The 17563-nt window shown below is 63.9% G+C and carries 14 protein-coding genes and 1 tRNA gene; 13 read left to right on the top strand and 2 right to left on the bottom strand.

All coding sequences use genetic code 11. The annotated features are described in order from the left end of the window. Positions 1-25: 25 nt before the first annotated feature. The 9 genes from ACRB8A_RS13910 to rplL all read left to right on the top strand — a co-directional run bounded on the left by ACRB8A_RS13910 (position 26) and on the right by rplL (position 6538). A tRNA-Trp gene (locus tag ACRB8A_RS13910) sits at positions 26-98 on the top strand. 82 nt (positions 99-180) lie between these two features. Continuing rightward, on the top strand, positions 181-465 hold the full coding sequence (gene secE / locus ACRB8A_RS13905) for a preprotein translocase subunit SecE (RefSeq protein WP_050684410.1): 285 nt from the start codon (positions 181-183) through the stop codon (positions 463-465). 115 nt (positions 466-580) lie between these two features. After that, entirely contained in the window at positions 581-1432 is an 852-nt protein-coding gene (nusG, locus tag ACRB8A_RS13900) for a transcription termination/antitermination protein NusG (protein ID WP_050684409.1), read from the top strand. Positions 1433-1561: 129 nt separating this feature from the next. Further along, a complete protein-coding gene (gene rplK, locus ACRB8A_RS13895; RefSeq protein WP_018773647.1) occupies positions 1562-1993 on the top strand; it encodes a 50S ribosomal protein L11 in 432 nt (143 codons plus the stop codon). A 129-nt stretch (positions 1994-2122) separates the two neighbouring features. After that, positions 2123-2830 carry a 50S ribosomal protein L1 gene (rplA, locus tag ACRB8A_RS13890; RefSeq protein WP_050684408.1) on the top strand — a complete coding sequence of 236 codons (708 nt, stop codon included), beginning with the start codon at positions 2123-2125 and terminating at the stop codon, positions 2828-2830. A gap of 103 nt (positions 2831-2933) precedes the next feature. Then, entirely contained in the window at positions 2934-4085 is a 1152-nt protein-coding gene (locus ACRB8A_RS13885; RefSeq protein WP_432244883.1) for an N-acetyltransferase family protein, read from the top strand. A 7-nt stretch (positions 4086-4092) separates the two neighbouring features. Continuing rightward, a complete protein-coding gene (locus ACRB8A_RS13880) occupies positions 4093-5211 on the top strand; it encodes a GNAT family N-acetyltransferase (protein ID WP_056596979.1) in 1119 nt (372 codons plus the stop codon). Positions 5212-5509: 298 nt separating this feature from the next. Then, positions 5510-6091, top strand: coding sequence for a 50S ribosomal protein L10 (rplJ, locus tag ACRB8A_RS13875; protein WP_050684405.1), 582 nt, complete (start codon positions 5510-5512; stop codon positions 6089-6091). 75 nt (positions 6092-6166) lie between these two features. Next, entirely contained in the window at positions 6167-6538 is a 372-nt protein-coding gene (rplL, locus tag ACRB8A_RS13870; RefSeq protein WP_050684404.1) for a 50S ribosomal protein L7/L12, read from the top strand. Positions 6539-6651: 113 nt separating this feature from the next. Here the strand turns inward: rplL and ACRB8A_RS13865 are convergent, their stop codons facing one another. Both ACRB8A_RS13865 and ACRB8A_RS13860 read right to left on the bottom strand, forming a co-directional pair. After that, positions 6652-7134 (bottom strand): aminoacyl-tRNA deacylase, encoded by a 483-nt coding sequence (locus ACRB8A_RS13865; protein ID WP_432244882.1) that lies wholly within the window; start codon positions 7132-7134, stop codon positions 6652-6654. Continuing rightward, a complete protein-coding gene (locus tag ACRB8A_RS13860; RefSeq protein WP_432244881.1) occupies positions 7134-8333 on the bottom strand; it encodes an acetyl-CoA C-acetyltransferase in 1200 nt (399 codons plus the stop codon). Before ACRB8A_RS13860 ends, ACRB8A_RS13865 begins: the two co-directional genes overlap by 1 nt. 219 nt (positions 8334-8552) lie before the next feature. Here ACRB8A_RS13860 and ACRB8A_RS13855 point away from each other — a divergent pair, with 219 nt between their 5' ends. From ACRB8A_RS13855 to rpsL, 4 genes are all read left to right on the top strand, one after another. After that, positions 8553-9032, top strand: coding sequence for a hypothetical protein (locus tag ACRB8A_RS13855; RefSeq protein ID WP_432244880.1), 480 nt, complete (start codon positions 8553-8555; stop codon positions 9030-9032). A 301-nt stretch (positions 9033-9333) separates the two neighbouring features. Then, on the top strand, positions 9334-12843 hold the full coding sequence (gene rpoB / locus ACRB8A_RS13850) for a DNA-directed RNA polymerase subunit beta (RefSeq protein ID WP_050684401.1): 3510 nt from the start codon (positions 9334-9336) through the stop codon (positions 12841-12843). A 105-nt stretch (positions 12844-12948) separates the two neighbouring features. After that, positions 12949-16848, top strand: a complete 3900-nt coding sequence (locus ACRB8A_RS13845) for a DNA-directed RNA polymerase subunit beta' (RefSeq protein WP_050684400.1) — start codon at positions 12949-12951, stop codon at positions 16846-16848. Between the two features lie 339 nt (positions 16849-17187). Beyond that, positions 17188-17562 (top strand): 30S ribosomal protein S12, encoded by a 375-nt coding sequence (rpsL, locus tag ACRB8A_RS13840; RefSeq protein WP_011692814.1) that lies wholly within the window; start codon positions 17188-17190, stop codon positions 17560-17562. Position 17563 lies beyond the last annotated feature (1 nt).

Below are 17563 nucleotides of genomic sequence, written 5' to 3'. Positions count from 1 at the left end.
TTATCAGCCGCGGATTATCACCCATAGGGTAGTGGCGCAATTGGTAGCGCAGCGGTCTCCAAAACCGCAGGTTGCAGGTTCGAGTCCTGTCTGCCCTGCGCAAGCTGCCCCGGACCAACATCCGGGGCAAGCGCAGCAACCATGGTTCTGATCAGGGCCGGGTAATCCACCATTGCAAAGATGAGCGAGGACCAGGTGACCGAAACAGCTGCCAGCAGCTCCAAGGGACGCCCGGCTAAGAAGGCTGCCAAGGCAAGCATCTTCGCCCGCATTGCATTGTTCGTCCGCCAGATGATTGGCGAACTGAAGAAGGTCGTGGCACCAACCCGCAAGGAACTGATCAACTACACGCTCGTGGTGCTGGTATTCGTGGCCATCATGATGGTCATCGTCAGCCTGCTGGACATCGGATTTGGTTCCGCTGTCGGCTGGGTCTTCGGCGGTACCGGCTCCGGGGACAGCTAACGCTGCACGCTCCGCAGGCAGGCTGATCGCTCCGGGTGACCGGAGGGAAAACAGCGGCATGCGGAATTGAGCCATTTAAATAGGCATGTTAGGCAATGAGGAAGCAGGAGACCAAGTGTCTGAGCAGGAGCTCGAGGTAACCGAGACTGAACGCGAAGAGTCCGCGGACGTCACGGCAGGAGCCGGTGAAGAGTCTGAGGTTGAATCCTCCGCGCCCGAATCCGCTGACGCTGACGCCGACTTCGACGCTGCAGAGGCCGACGACGACTCCGAGGCAAATGCCGACGTAGAGTTCAGCGCGGCAGACCACGGGACAGAAGCCGGCGACGAGTCCGAAGAGGCCGTCGCTGTTGCCGTTCCCGAGGTCGATCCGGCGGATGAGTTCAAGTCGAAGCTGCGCCGCCAGGAGGGTGACTGGTACGTCATCCACTCCTACGCCGGCTACGAAAACCGCGTCAAGGCCAACCTTGAGACCCGCATCCAGACCCTGGACATGGAAGAGTACATCTTCGAAATCCAGGTGCCGATGGAAGAAGTGGTCGAGATCAAGAACGCCCAGCGTAAGGTCATCAACCGCGTCCGCATCCCCGGCTATGTGCTGGTCCGCATGGACCTGACGGATGCCTCCTGGGGCGCCGTCCGCCACACCCCCGGCGTCACCGGCTTCGTGGGCAACGCCCACAACCCGGTCCCGCTGCGTTTGGACGAAGTCTTCTCCATGCTCGCCCCGGTCTTCGAAGAAGAGCAGGCAGAGAAGGGCAAGCCGGTCAACAAGCAGCACCAGGCTCCCGTGGACATCGACTTCGAAGTTGGCGAGTCCGTCATCGTCAAGGAAGGTCCCTTCGAGACCCTCCCCGCCACGATCTCCGAAATCAAGATCGAATCGCAGACCCTCGTGGTGCTGGTTTCCATCTTCGAACGCGAAACGCCGGTCACCCTGGCGTTCAACCAGGTCACCAAGATCTGAGCACCCACAAATTTCGTTCCCACCCTGCCGGCTTAGCAGGACGGGAACGGCCGGCCGCCTCGCCATGGCGGCCACAGACCTGAGGCACGCTCCTGTGTCACAGGAAGTTATTGAGAGAAGGACCCTACATTGGCTCCCAAGAAGAAGGTCACCGGCCTCATCAAGCTGCAGATCCAGGCAGGTGCCGCTAACCCGGCCCCGCCGATCGGTCCTGCGCTTGGCCAGCACGGTGTCAACATCATGGAATTCTGCAAGGCGTACAACGCTGCGACGGAAGCCCAGCGCGGAAACGTCATCCCCGTGGAAATCACAGTCTACGAGGACCGCTCCTTCACGTTCATCACCAAGACCCCGCCGGCTGCAGAGCTCATCAAAAAGGCTGCAGGCGTCGCTAAGGGTTCAGCTACCCCGCACACCGTCAAGGTTGCCAAGCTGACCCAGGCGCAGGTCAACGAGATCGCCACCACCAAGATGGAAGACCTCAACGCCACCAGCCTCGAAGGCGCAGCGAAGATCATCGCCGGCACCGCCCGCTCCATGGGTATCACCGTCGAAGGCTAACAGCCTTCACCCGCCGGGTAACCGGCACCACTGAAACATCAAGAATGTTGGGATTCCATGCCGGATTCCCAACTGTGGCAGGGCCCAGCGCGGTCCGCAGACCACAACTGCACAAGGAGAATAAGCAGCATGGCAAAGCGCAGCAAAGCATATGAGGCAGCAGCCGCCAAGATCGACGCGGAGAAGTTCTACGCGCCGTTCGAGGCAGTAACGATTGCCAAGGACACCAACCCGTCCAAGTTCGACGCCACCGTTGAGGTTGCTTTCCGCCTCGGCGTTGACCCGCGCAAGGCTGACCAGATGGTCCGCGGCACGGTCAACCTGCCGCACGGCACCGGCAAGGTCTCCCGCGTCCTCGTCTTCGCAACGGGCGACAAGGCTGAGGCAGCAATCGCTGCCGGCGCCGACTTCGTTGGTTCCGATGACCTGATCGAAAAGATCGCAGCCGGCTGGACCGACTTCGATGCAGCCGTTGCCACCCCTGACCTCATGGGCAAGGTTGGCCGTCTGGGTAAGGTCCTGGGTCCCCGTAACCTGATGCCGAACCCGAAGACCGGCACCGTTACGGCCGACGTCACCAAGGCTGTCAACGACATCAAGGGCGGCAAGATCGACTTCCGCGTCGACAAGCACTCGAACCTGCACTTCATCATCGGCAAGGTGTCCTTCGACGCCCTCAAGCTGGCCGAGAACTACGCAGCCGCACTGGAAGAGGTGCTTCGCCTGAAGCCGTCCGCTTCCAAGGGCCGCTACATCCAGAAGGCAACTGTTGCCACCACGTTCGGCCCCGGCATCGCCGTGGACCCCAACGTGACCAAGGTACTGACCGAGGCCTAATTCCCTCGGCTGCCGGATCCGTCCGGCACCAATGAACCGCCCGGCGCCTGCGCCGGGCGGTTTTTTGCTTAACTTGTCAGCGCCTCCTGCCTAAGCTGGGGGAATGGCCGCGCCGGAGCACCACAACAGCCCACCCGTCCCAGCCGGCTTGGCCATCACCGCCGTCCGGGTTCCGCCGCCGGGCAGCCTTGCCGGGCACGCCGCTGTCGGAGGTTCCGCAACCGGACCTGACGACGATTTCCGGACCTGCCATGCCTTGCGGGAAAAGCAGGAACTGGCGCTCTGGGGAAACCTGGACCGTTGCCCCACGCTTGCCGAGGCGGCGGAGTTCTGGCGCGGCAACGCCTACGAGGATCGTTTTCTTTTTCTGGCACGGCTGGGCCACGAAACGGCAGGGCTGTGTTCGGTCACGCTGCCCCTGCGCGAGAACACCGCAACGGCGGGAGTGGACGTGCTGGTGGCGCCCGCATACCGCAGGCGGGGACTTGGCAGGGTCCTGCTCCGGCATGTGGAGGACCTGGCCCGCAGCCGGGGCCGGACGTCCCTGGACGGCTACTTTGAGGTGCCCATCGGGCACGTCGCCACCGGTGCCACGGTCCCGGCCAAGTCCGGAGCCGGCGCGCTGCCGTTGGCCGAGCCCGGCACGGCGTTCGCGCTGGCCTCGGGCTACGACCTGGAACAGGTGGAGTGCAGCAGCAGCCTGGCACTCCCTGTCCCCGGCGACGTCCTGGACCAGCTGGCGGCGCGGGCCACAGGTACGTCCGGGGACTACACCCTGGTGTGGTGGGACAGCTCCTGCCCGGCGGACCTGGTGGACAAATTCGCAGAACTGAAGGCGCACATGAGTGTGGACGTCCCCACCGCAGGGCTGGACTGGGGCCTGGAGGACTGGGACGCCGCCCGGGTGCGGTCCGGTGAAGAGCAGCTGGCCCGGTCGGGTACGGAGGCGGTGGTGGTGGCGGCCCAGCACCGCGGCACGGGTGATTTGGTGGGCTACACCGTCCTTGAATGGCGTCCCGGCGTTCCGGCGTCCATCCTGCAGAACGACACCCTGGTGGTGGCCGCGCACCGTGGCCACAACCTGGGGCTGCTGCTGAAGCTGGCCAACGTGCGGCGGGCGCAGGAGCGTTGGCCCGCGGCGCGCTCGGTCCTGACATGGAACGCCAGCGAAAACCAGCATATGCTGGCGATAAATGGCGCGCTTGGATTCAAGCCTGCAGGCTATGAAGGCGAGTGGCAGAAACGGCTGGGGTGATGCGCCAATGGCACACGACGTGAAGATCGAACAGCTGTGGATTCCCGATTCACTGGACGCACCTGACGCGGCGGACTTCCTTGCTGCCGTTGAGGTGGGCCGCAAGGTGCGGATGCAGACGTGGGGCAGCGACGACCTCGCCTACGGGCCGCTGGAGAAGCTGCTGGAGTTCGAGGACCCGTATGAGCGGCAGCTGATCCTGGTGGCCAAGGTGGACGGCAAAATCGTCGGGACCGTGGACATCGCCCTGCCGCTCACGGACAACCTTGACCTGGCGGAGTTCACGCTGGACATCCTGCCGGAATTCCAGCGCCAGGGGGTGGGCCGGCGGCTGCTGTTGGCCGCGGAGCAACTGGCACGCGGTGAGGGCCGCAGCATGATCCTGGTGGACACAAACCATCCCGGCGCCTCGCTGCACGAGTTTGAGCAGGCCCAGCTGGTTCCCGGCTCGGGCCAGGGGTTTGTGCCGCTGGACAGCCGCGAGGTCGAATTCGCCCAGAAGACCGGCTACACCCTCCAGCACATCGAGCAGTTCAGTTCCTGCGCGCTGCCGCTGGACACAAAACTCGTCGCGGACCTGCAGGCCGAGGCGGACGCCGCCAACAACGGCCGGTACCGGCTGCACCACTGGACGGACCGTTGCCCTGACCGCTGGCTGGAGGCCGTGGCCACCCTCGAAAACCAGGCGGGCGCCGACGTCGACCCTGCCCTGGAAGCGCCTGTCGAGCAGGACATGGTGTTCGACGGCGGCATCCTCCGTGAAGCCGAAGGGGTCGCCATCGCGCAGGGCCGGCGGACGGTGGTCACCGCCGTCGAGGACCTCGCCACCGGGGCCCTGGTGGGCCTGACCACCATCACGGTACTGGCCCACCGGGCTGACGTGGTGTTCCAGGACGACACCCTGGTGCTGCAGGAACACCGTGGCAACAAACTCGGCCTGCTGATCAAGGTGGCCAACATGGAGCGCCTCACGGAACAGTTTCCCGACGCCAGGGTCATTTACACCTGGAACGCCCCGGAGAACCGCTACCTCCTGACGGTGAACCAGCAGCTGGGCTTCCGCACCGCGGGGGTCACCGGGATCTGGCAGAAGGAACTCCCGAAGACGCATACCAGCACCAGCTGATCCGGCCGATTTGGTGGACGGGTCAAGCGTCCCGTAAGCTGGGAGGACCAAAGACCGTCGGTTGTTGGAAATCCACTCTCCCGGGCATCGCTCACTTCTGCAGTTGTGTGCGGGGGATCCAAGTAGGTTTCCGGACGAAGGCCCCTCACGCAGGGCGGCCGGCGCAGGTGAACGAAGCAAAAGTTCCGCGGATTGATCCGCGTTGAGCCAAGCCCCGTGCATCTGCGCGGGGCGTTTTTTTGTTTCAGCGATCCTGAGGGGACCGTCAAATACCGGCACTATCCCCGGAAGGAGGGTTATGGCAACGCCTACAAAGGTTTCAGCAGTAGCTGAGATCACTAACGATTTCAAGGAATCGAACGCCGCTGTCCTGACCGAATACCGTGGGCTCACCGTTGCACAGCTCAAGCAGCTGCGTGTTTCTCTCGGCCAGGACACCAAGTTCGCGGTCGTCAAGAACACCCTGACCGCCATTGCAGCCAAGGAAGCAGGCGTCGCAGCATTCGACGGCCAGCTCGCCGGCCCCACTGCAATCGCGTTCATCAAGGGTGACGCAGTTGCCGCTGCCAAGAGCCTGACGGATTTTGCCAAGACCAACAAGCAGCTCGTTATCAAGACGGGTTACTTCGAGGGCAAGGCACTGAACGCCACCGAGGTCGCCGCACTGGCTGCCCTCGAATCCCGTGAGCTGCAGCTCGCAAAGGTTGCAGGCATCCTCAAGGCTCCTGCCGCTGCTGCTGCCCGCATCATCGATGCGCTGCGCCTCAAGCTTGAAGAAGAGAACGGTGCACCGGCAGCTGCCGAGGCCCCTGCCGCTGAAGAAGCCCCCGCCGCTGAAGCTGAAGCCCCGGCTGAAGCTCCCGCAGCCGAAGAGAACTGATTCTCTTCACCCCACCAGACTCCGGTGGTTCGGGCCCAGCGCCCGGTAACCACCACAACAGGAAGGACGCCTCCCATGGCGAAGCTCACCAACGAAGAGCTCATTGAAGCTTTCAAGGAACTGACCATCATCGAGCTCTCCGAGTTCGTCAAGCTCTTCGAAGAGACCTTCGAAGTAACCGCTGCCGCTGTTGCCGTTGCCGGCCCCGCTGCTGCTGCTGAAGAAGCCGAAGAGAAGACCGACTTCGATGTCGTCCTCGAATCCGCTGGCGAAAAGAAGATCGCAGTGATCAAGGAAGTACGTGCCATCACTTCCCTGGGTCTGAAGGAAGCCAAGGACCTGGTCGACAGCGCTCCCAAGGCCGTCCTCGAAGGCGCCACCAAGGAAGCTGCCGAGAAGGCAAAGGAGCAGCTCGAGGCTGCCGGCGCAACCGTTACCCTCAAGTAACAGCGTCTTTTCCCGGAAAACCCCGTCCACTGTTGTGGGCGGGGTTTTCTGTTTAACCCAACTGACTGGCAGTTGTTGTCGTTATGGGGCTCCAAAACGACAACAACTGCGACCTAGTTGGGATCGGAGATGTCCGCCACCACCGCGCGCAGGGCTGCCGTGAGCGCGTCGGCGTCCACGAATGCGCTGTAGCCGTGTGCCCCGGCGCCCATGGAGATCCGTTTTCCCGTGATGGCGGCGTCGGCGTACACAGGCCACGGATGCGTGCTGCCCAGCGGGGTGATGGTGCCGCGCTCGTAGCCGGTGGCGTCCAGGGCCACCTCTGCCGGTGGCAGGGACAACTTGTTGACGCCCACCAGTGCCCTGAGCTTGGGCCAGGAGATCTGCCGGTCGCCGGGGATCAGGGCGAACAGGAATGTGCCGTCCTTGCGCTTGACCACCAGCGATTTAACGATGTCCGCCGGGCTGATGCCCAGCAGTGACGCTGCCTCGGCCAGGCTGCCGGCGGCGGCCCGGGCCACCACGTCCACTTGGAGGCCCACTTCCGCCGCGCCGGCCAGGAACCTTTCCCGGCCCGGCGCCGGTCCGGTCCCCATCAGTCGCGGTACAGCAGGAGCGCTTCGCCCTGCCCGCCGCCGCCGCACAGTGATACGGCTGCCTTGCCAGTACCCCGCCGCCGGAGTTCGTGGGCAGCGTGAACGGCAAGCCGGGCCCCGGAGGCCCCGATCGGGTGTCCCAAGGCAATCGCTCCGCCGTGGATGTTGCACCGGTCCAGCGGATAGTCCAGGTCCTTCAGGGACTGGACCGCCACGGACCCGAAGGCCTCGTTGATCTCGATGAAGTCAAGGTCGGCGGTGGTCCAACCGGCCCGCTGCAGCGCATCGAGGATGGCGTTTGACGGTTGGGAATGCAGCGAGTTGTCCGGCCCGGCCACCTGCCCGGGCTTGCCCACCACTGCCAGGTAGGCCAGGCCGTGGGCTTCCGCGTACCCCCTGCTGGACAGGACCAGCGCTGCCGCCCCATCGGACAGCGGCGAGGAGTTTCCGGCCGTGATGGTGCCGTCGGTGGCGAACGCAGCCCGCAGTCCCGCCAGGGACTCCACCGTGGTGGCGGGCCGGATGCCCTCATCGGCGTTGACCTGCAACGGGTCGCCTTTTCGCTGCTTGACGCTCAACGGCACCAGTTCGTCGTCGAAAATGCCGTTCTTTGCGGCAAGCGCGGCCCGCTGATGCGATTGCGCCGCCACGTTGTCCTGGGACTGCCGGTCAATGCCCAGGTCCAGGTTCCGCGTTTCCGTGGACAGGCCCATCGACTGGCCGTCAAAGGCGTCGGTCAGCCCGTCATGCGCTGCCGCGTCCAGGGCCGCGATGTTGCCGTAGGTCCAGCCCTGCCGGGACCCGGGGAGCAGGTGCGGCGCCCGGGTCATGGACTCCTGGCCGCCGGCAACCACCACGGTGGCATCGCCGGCCCGGATCAGCCGGGCGGCATCGATGACCGCAGTCAGGCCGGACAGGCACACCTTGTTGATAGTGACGGCCGGAACATTCCAGCCGATGCCTGCGCCAACACTGCTTTGCCGGGCCGGATTCTGGCCGGCCCCGGCCTGCAGCACCTGGCCCATGATGACGGCGTCCACGTCTGCCGCGTCCACGCCACCGGCGTCCAGCGCGGCCCTGATGGCACGGGCGCCCAGGTCCACGGCGGTGAAGCCCGCCAGCTGGCCGTTGATCCGGCCCTGCGGGGTCCGCACTGCTGCGAGGATGACAACGTCAGTGTTGTCCTGGGAATCGCCCATGGTTATCTCTTCCGATCGGATCCGGTGTAAGCCACCAAGGCTATCGTGACCCCTGTCACGCTGCTATTCAAACACCCGCACGCAAGGCACCGTCCGGAGCGGCAGGGGAGAGGTCCCCATGCCTGGGACGTGCACGACGCCGGGAGCTTGCGTAGGGTTGAACGCGGGAACTTGCGGCGGGTCACCAAAGCCCGCACCATTCGGAACAAAGGTGCAGACGTGAAAAAGATCCTCTCCCTGGCGGCCATCGCCGCGCTGGCAGGCCTTACCGCGTGCTCCGTGCAGGCGCCCGAGCCCGCGCCGGCGGCCTCCGGATCCGCGCAGGGCCAGGACTCCGCCGGCAGCACCCCCGGCAACACCGCACCGGGACCCGCGTCATCGGCGCCGGCAGCGCCGGCCGCCGGCGGGGCCAAGGAGGCCTGCGGGCTGTTCAACTCGCTCTACGCGGAGTACGCCGCGGTCCCGGCGGACGACGCCAACGGCTTCGAGGAGATCTACCTGAAAGCCCAGGACGCCCAGGCCGGTGCCGCCGGCGACCTCGAAGGGCTCTTCGCAGCGCTTGCCCTGCTCTCCATCGACCGTTCAGGCAAGGCGGAGACCGGCGGCCAGGCGGACCAGGAATCCAAGGACGCCGTCCGCGACGCGGTATTCGCCAATTCCGGCACCTGCACGGCGGAAGGCGTGACGCTCCGGCTGTGAAGCCAGGGGAGCGGTGCCGGTCAAAATCCGGTGCTTGCAATCCGGCCGGATGTGGGGTAGACAGGTAGGCTGTTTTGCCGTATCGTAGATATTTGCGTCTTCCCTGTTTACCTTCAGCCTTCATATAGCGGTGGGCTTTGCCTGGCAGCTGACATTCAACGTGCCGTCGACAACGTCACGAAATGCCCAGCCCCGGCCCCGGGTCATATAGCGGAACCGGATGGTAGCACTGTGGATTCTATCTGCAGATGCACAGCGGGGGAGATCTGAAAACGCCTGAAGGTCTGTGGAAGGATCCCTCTTGGTCGCCTCGAGCACCTCTAATAACGAAACCGCTAACACCGCCGACAGCACTGATGGTGCCACTCGCCGGCTCTCATTCGCAAAGATTCACGAACCCCTTGATGTTCCGAATCTGCTTGCCCTGCAGACGGACAGCTTTGACTGGCTGGTCGGCAACGAGCGCTGGCAGGCACGCGTGGCAAAGGCTGTCGAAGAAAACGACCTCAGCGTCGCCACCACGTCCGGCCTGTCGGACATCTTCGAAGAAATCTCCCCGATCGAGGACTTCCAGGGCACCATGTCCCTGAGCTTCTCCGATCCGGAGTTCGCTGATCCCAAGTACACGATGGCCGAATGCAAGGACCGGGACGCCACGTACTCGGCTCCGCTGTACGTCAAGGCCGAGTTCATGAACAACAACACGGGCGAAATCAAGCAGCAGACCGTGTTCATGGGCGACTTCCCGCTGATGACCGAGAAGGGCACCTTCGTCGTCAACGGCACCGAGCGTGTTGTGGTCTCCCAGCTGGTCCGTTCCCCGGGCGCCTACTTCGAGCGTGCCGCTGACAAGACCAGCGACAAGGACATCTTCACCGCCAAGATCATCCCGTCCCGCGGTGCATGGTTCGAGCTGGAGATCGACAAGCGCGACCAGGTCGGCGTCCGCCTCGACCGGAAGCGCAAGCAGTCCGTCACGGTGCTGCTGAAGGCCCTCGGCTGGACTGAAGGCCAGATCCTTGAGGAATTCGGGCAGTACGACTCCATGCGGGCAACCCTGGAGAAGGACGCCACCGAAACCCGCGAAGACGCGTTGCTGGACATCTACCGGAAGCTGCGACCGGGCGAGCCGCCCACAGTCGAGGCTGCCCAGTCCCTGCTGGACAACCTGTACTTCAACTCCAAGCGCTACGATCTGGCCAAGGTTGGCCGCTACAAGATCAACCGCAAGCTTGGGATCGACCGCTCCCTTGGTGACAAGGAAGCTTCGGTCCTGCACGTTGAAGACATCGTCGCCATGATCAAGTTCCTCGTTGCGCTGCATGCCGGCGAGAAAACCCTCACGGGCAAGCGCGATGGCCAGGACCACGACCTCCGCGTCGAGATCGATGACATCGACCACTTCGGCAACCGCCGCATCCGCGCCGTCGGCGAGCTCATCGAGAACCAGGTCCGCACCGGCCTGTCCCGCATGGAGCGCGTTGTCCGCGAGCGTATGACCACGCAGGACGTCGAAGCCATCACGCCGCAGACGCTGATCAACATCCGCCCGGTTGTTGCAGCCATCAAGGAGTTCTTCGGAACGTCCCAGCTGTCGCAGTTCATGGACCAGAACAACCCGCTCTCCGGCCTGACCCACAAGCGCCGCCTGTCGGCGCTGGGCCCCGGCGGTCTGTCCCGTGACCGTGCCGGCATGGAAGTCCGTGACGTGCACCCGTCCCACTACGGCCGCATGTGCCCCATCGAAACCCCTGAAGGCCCGAACATTGGCCTGATCGGTTCGCTGGCTTCCTACGGCCGGATCAACCCGTTCGGTTTCATCGAGACCCCGTACCGCCTGGTCAAGGATGGCGTTGTTTCCGACGACGTCCAGTACCTGACGGCTGACGACGAGGCAGAGGTCCTGATCGCACAGGCCAACGCCCCGCTCGATGCAAACAAGAAGTTCTCCGAGGACACTGTCCTGGTCCGCGCCCGTGGTGGTGGAGGCGAGCCTGTCCTCGTTCCCGCCGGCGAGGTCGAGTTCATGGACGTTTCCCCGCGCCAGATGGTGTCCGTGGCAACGGCCCTGATTCCGTTCCTCGAGCATGACGATGCCAACCGTGCACTCATGGGTGCCAACATGCAGCGCCAGGCTGTGCCGCTGGTCCGTTCCGAGGCCCCGTTTGTGGGTACCGGCATGGAGCGCGCCGCCGCAGTCGACGCCGGTGACGTCACCATCGCCAAGAAGGCCGGTGTGGTCACCGAGGTTTCCGCCGAGCTCGTCATCATGCTTAACGACGACGGCACGGAAACCAACTACCGCATCAACAAGTTCGCACGCTCCAACCAGGGCAACTGCTACAACAACCGCGTCCTGGTAAGCGAAGGCCAGCGCCTCGAGGTCGGCGGCATCATCGCCGACGGTCCGGCAACGGACCAGGGCGAACTTGCCCTCGGTAAGAACCTGCTCGTGGCATTTATGTCATGGGAAGGCCACAACTTCGAGGACGCCATCATCCTCTCGCAGCGCATTGTTGCCGAGGACGTTCTTTCCTCCATCCACATCGAGGAGCACGAGATTGACGCCCGCGACACCAAGCTTGGTGCCGAGGAAATCACCCGTGACATCCCCAACGTGTCCGAGGAAGTCCTGGCAGGCCTGGACGAGCGCGGCATCATCCACATCGGTGCCGAGGTTGAAGCCGGCGACATCCTGGTAGGCAAGGTCACCCCCAAGGGCGAGACCGAGCTGACCCCGGAAGAGCGCCTGCTCCGTGCCATCTTCGGTGAGAAGTCCCGCGAAGTGCGCGACACCTCCCTGAAGGTTCCCCACGGCGAGTCCGGCACCGTCATCGGTGTCCGCGTCTTCGACCGCGACAACGACGATGAGCTGCCCCCGGGCGTCAACCAGCTGGTCCGCGTCTACGTCGCTGCCAAGCGCAAGATCACCGACGGCGACAAGCTCGCCGGCCGCCACGGCAACAAGGGCGTTATCTCCAAGATCCTCCCGATCGAGGACATGCCCTTCCTGGCCGACGGCACCCCCGTTGATATCGTCCTGAACCCGCTGGGTGTTCCGGGCCGCATGAACGTGGGCCAGGTCCTGGAAACCCACCTCGGTTGGGTTGCCAAGACCGGTTGGAAGATCGAAGGCGAGCCCGAGTGGGTCAAGCAGCTGCCCAACCTGCCGCGCGAGAGTGGTTCCACCACTGTCGCCACGCCGGTGTTCGACGGCGCCCGTGAAGAAGAAATCACCGGCCTGCTCGACTCCACCAACGTGACCCGCGACGGTGAGCGCCTGATTGACTCCTCCGGCAAGACCCGGCTCTTCGACGGCCGCTCCGGCGAACCGTTCCCGGACCCGATCTCCGTGGGCTACATGTACATCCTGAAGCTCCACCACCTGGTGGACGACAAGATCCACGCCCGCTCCACCGGCCCGTACTCCATGATCACGCAGCAGCCGCTGGGTGGTAAGGCACAGTTCGGTGGCCAGCGCTTCGGTGAGATGGAAGTCTGGGCCCTCGAGGCCTACGGCGCCGCTTACACGCTTCAGGAACTCCTGACCATCAAGTCCGATGACATCCATGGCCGCGTCAAGGTCTACGAAGCCATCGTCAAGGGCGAGAACATCCCGGAGCCGGGCGTTCCCGAGTCCTTCAAGGTCCTGATCAAGGAAATGCAGTCGCTGTGCCTGAACGTGGAAGTTCTTTCCACCGACGGAACCACGATTGAAATGCGTGATTCTGATGACGCAGTCTTCACGGCTGCGGAAGAACTGGGCATCGACCTGTCCCGTGCAGAGCCCAGTTCCGTAGAAGAGGTTTAGCAGGGGAGGTACGACGGCGGGTGCGAACCCGCCGTCGTACCCCTCCTCCCTCTTCGCGTAGCCCAAGACTTCAGAATTCAGAGAACAAGAGAGAACAGGGACCATATGTCCAGCGAATCCTCCTTCGGCCTCATGCAGATCGGCCTCGCCACCGCGGAAGACATCCGCGGTTGGTCATACGGCGAGGTTAAGAAGCCGGAAACCATCAACTACCGCACGCTCAAGCCTGAGAAGGACGGACTCTTCTGCGAGAAGATCTTCGGCCCGTCCCGGGACTGGGAGTGCTACTGCGGCAAGTACAAGCGCGTCCGCTTCAAGGGCATCATCTGCGAGCGGTGTGGCGTTGAAGTCACCCGCGCGAAGGTCCGCCGCGAGCGTATGGGCCACATTGAGCTCGCCGCGCCCGTCACGCACATCTGGTACTTCAAGGGTGTTCCGTCACGCCTTGGCTACCTCCTTGACCTGGCACCGAAGGACCTCGAAAAGGTCATCTACTTCGCCGCCTACATGATCACCAGCGTCGACGAGGCTGCCCGCCACGAGGAACTGCCCAACCTGCAGGTTGAGCACGACATCGAGAAGAAGCAGCTCATCGACAACCGCGACTCCGACATCGCGGCGATCGCCCGCGACCTCGAAGGCGAAATCGCCCGCCTTGAGGGCGAAGGCGCCAAGGCTGCCGACAAAAAGAAGGCCCGCGACTCCGCCGACCGCCAGATGGCGAACGTGCGTAAGCGTGCCGACGCCGACATCGAACGCCTCGAGCAGGTCTGGGACCGGTTCAAGAACCTCAAGGTCGCTGACCTCGAAGGTGACGAAGGCCTGTACCGCGAGCTGCGCGACCGCTACGGCATGTACTTCGAAGGCTCCATGGGTGCCGAAGCCATCAAGAAGCGCCTTGAGAACTTCGACATGCAGGCCGAGTCGGACCTGCTGCGCGACATCATTGCCAACGGCAAGGGCCAGCGCAAGACCCGTGCCCTCAAGCGCCTGAAGGTGGTCAACGCGTTCCTGACCACCAACAACAGCCCGCTTGGCATGGTCCTGGACGCCGTCCCGGTGATCCCGCCGGAACTGCGCCCCATGGTCCAGCTGGACGGTGGCCGCTTCGCGACCTCCGACCTCAACGACCTCTACCGGCGTGTGATCAACCGCAACAACCGCCTCAAGCGCCTGCTCGACCTGGGTGCTCCGGAGATCATCGTCAACAACGAGAAGCGCATGCTTCAGGAAGCTGTTGACAGCCTCTTCGACAACGGCCGCCGCGGCCGTCCCGTCACGGGTCCGGGCAACCGTCCGCTGAAGTCCCTGAGCGACATGCTCAAGGGCAAGCAGGGCCGGTTCCGCCAGAACCTCCTCGGCAAGCGTGTTGACTACTCCGGCCGTTCGGTCATCGTGGTGGGCCCGCAGCTGAAGCTGCACCAGTGTGGCCTGCCCAAGCAGATGGCACTGGAGCTCTTCAAGCCGTTCGTGATGAAGCGCCTGGTTGACCTCAACCACGCCCAGAACATCAAGTCGGCCAAGCGGATGGTGGAGCGTTACCGCCCGCAGGTCTGGGACGTCCTGGAAGAGATCATCACTGAACACCCGGTGCTGCTCAACCGTGCACCCACCCTGCACCGCCTCGGCATCCAGGCGTTCGAGCCCCAGCTTGTTGAAGGTAAGGCAATCCAGCTGCACCCGCTGGTTTGTGGCGCCTTCAACGCCGACTTCGACGGCGACCAGATGGCAGTGCACCTGCCGCTGAGCCCCGAGGCGCAGGCTGAGGCCCGCATCCTGATGCTGTCCTCCAACAACATCCTCAAGCCCTCCGACGGCCGTCCCGTGACCCTGCCTTCGCAGGACATGATCATCGGTCTGTACCACCTGACCACCAAGCGTGTCGGTTCAGCCGGCGAAGGCCGGATCTTCGGTTCCGTGGCGGAAGCCATCATGGCTTACGACCTGCGTGACCTGCACCTGAACTCCAAGGTCAAGATCCGCCTCGAAGGCTTTGTGCCCTACGCAGGCTGGGAAGCTCCCGAAGGCTGGGAGCCGGGTCAGACCGCACTGGTGGAAACCTCACTGGGACAGGTCATCTTCAACGAGACCCTGCCCGAGGACTACCCGTGGGTTGAGGATGTTGCGGACAAAGGCGAACTGTCCCGGATCGTCAACGACCTCGCCGAGCGCTACCCCAAGGTCGTCACCGCGGCAACGCTGGACAACCTGAAGGATGCCGGTTTCTACTGGGCAACCCGCTCGGGCGTCACCGTGGCCATCTCCGACATTGAGGTGCCCAAGGACAAGCCGAAGATCCTTGCCGGCTACGAGGAGCGCGCCGCCAAGATCCAGGGCCAGTACGACAAGGGCCTGATCGACGACGACGAGCGCCGCCAGGAACTGATCGAAATCTGGAACAAGGCCACCAACGAAATCGCCCAGGCGATGCGTGACAGCCTGTCCCCGATGAACACGATCAACCGCATGGTGTCCTCCGGTGCACGTGGTAACTGGATGCAGGTCCGTCAGATCGCGGGTATCCGTGGCCTGGTGGCCAACCCTAAGGGTGAGATCATCCCGCGTCCCATCAAGTCCTCCTACCGTGAGGGCCTGTCGGTGCTGGAATACTTCATCGCCACCCACGGTGCACGTAAGGGCCTGGCTGACACCGCGCTGCGTACCGCCAACTCGGGTTACCTGACCCGGCGCCTGGTGGACGTCTCGCAGGACGTCATCGTCCGCGAAGAGGACTGCGGCACCGAGCGCGGCCTGGTCACGGCAATCGCCGTCGCCGACGCCAACGGTGAACTGGTCCTCGACGAGAACGTTGAGAACAGCGCCTACGCCCGGACCCTGGCCGTCGACGTCGTCGATGACAAGGGCACCGTCCTGGCAGCTGCCGGCACCGACTGCGGCGACGTTGTTATTGCCGAGCTCTTCGCAGCCGGCATCACCGAGGTCAAGGTCCGCTCCGTACTCACCTGTGAGTCCAGCGTCGGCACCTGCGCCCTGTGCTACGGCCGCTCGCTGGCCACGGGCAAGACCGTGGACATCGGCGAGGCCGTGGGCATCATCGCCGCACAGTCCATCGGTGAGCCCGGCACGCAGCTGACCATGCGTACGTTCCACACCGGTGGTGCTGTCTCCGCCGGTGGTGGCGACGACATCACCCAGGGCCTGCCCCGTATCCAGGAGCTGTTCGAAGCCCGCACTCCGAAGGGTGTCGCACCGATTGCAGAAGCAGCCGGCCGCATCACCATCGAAGAGTCCGAGCGCCAGATGCGCCTGGTCATCACGCCCGACGACGGAACCGAAGACATCGCTTACCCGGTGCTTCGCCGTTCACGGCTCCTGATCGAAGACGGCGACCACGTCACGGTTGGCCAGAAGCTGATCAACGGACCGGTTGACCCCAAGCAGGTCCTGCGCATCATGGGTCCGCGTGCCGCGCAGAAGTTCCTTGTGGACGAAGTGCAGGGCGTTTACCTCAGCCAGGGCATTGGCATCCACGACAAGCACGTGGAAGTCATTGTCCGGCAGATGCTGCGGCGCGTCACGGTCATCGAGTCCGGCGAATCGGATCTGCTGCCCGGCGAGCTCGCCGAGCGCAGCCGCTTCGAAGACGCCAACCGCCGTGTTGTGTCCGAGGGCAAGACACCGGCTTCCGGCCGTCCTGAGCTCATGGGCATCACCAAGGCCTCCCTGGCCACCGAGTCCTGGCTGTCCGCAGCTTCCTTCCAGGAAACCACCCGCGTCCTGACGCAGGCGGCCATGGAAGGAAAGAGCGACCCGCTGCTCGGCCTCAAGGAGAACGTCATCATCGGTAAGCTGATCCCGGCCGGCACGGGTCTCCCGCGCTACACCGAGGTCACCGTGGAGCCCACTGAAGAAGCAAAGGCCAACCTGTTCACCGGCCCCAGCGCATTCAGTGACTTCTCGTACGACACCCTGGGCGGCGACGGAGCTCCTGAGTTCCACGCCATCCCGCTGGATGACTACGACCTGGGCAGCGACTTCCGCTGACCACTGGTCCCTGAGTAGAAAGACCCCGTCCCCACACCGTGGGGGCGGGGTCTTCCCCGTATACACCGGATTAAGGCCCCAGGTCCATACGTGTTAGACTTTTCGTAATTGTTCTGTGTGGCAGTGGATGAAGGCCGCCGCAGCATCATTTTGGTTTTGTTCTCATGATGCTGGGTGGAGCTTGTTTCCGGGTTGCGGGCTAAGTGCGCAACGAATGCCACGCTTTTGCACGCCTACGCAAGTTTTCATGGGCGCAGCTGCAGGAACAACGCCAAAACCCCGACTTCCAGGCTGGCGCCTGGTCCCGGGGTAGAGATCAAACCAACGGAGAACACGAGAGTGCCTACGATTAACCAGCTGGTCCGCAAGGGCCGCACGCCGAAGGTCAAAAAGACCAAGGCCCCCGCGCTGAACGGCAGCCCGATGCGCCGCGGTGTCTGCACCCGCGTTTACACCACCACCCCGAAGAAGCCGAACTCGGCTCTCCGTAAGGTTGCACGTGTGCGCCTCAACGGTGGCGTGGAAGTAACCGCCTACATCCCCGGTGTTGGCCACAACCTGCAGGAGCACTCCATTGTGCTCGTTCGCGGTGGTCGCGTTAAGGACCTCCCCGGTGTCCGCTACAAGATCGTCCGTGGCGCCCTCGATACCCAGGGTGTGAAGAACCGTAAGCAGGCACGCAGCCGTTACGGCGCAAAGATGGAGAAGAAGTAAT

The sequence above is a fragment of the Arthrobacter sp. G.S.26 genome (assembly GCF_050847375.1).
Taxonomy (GTDB): Bacteria; Actinomycetota; Actinomycetes; order Actinomycetales; family Micrococcaceae; genus Arthrobacter.
This window is presented reverse-complemented; position numbering and strand designations above follow the sequence as displayed.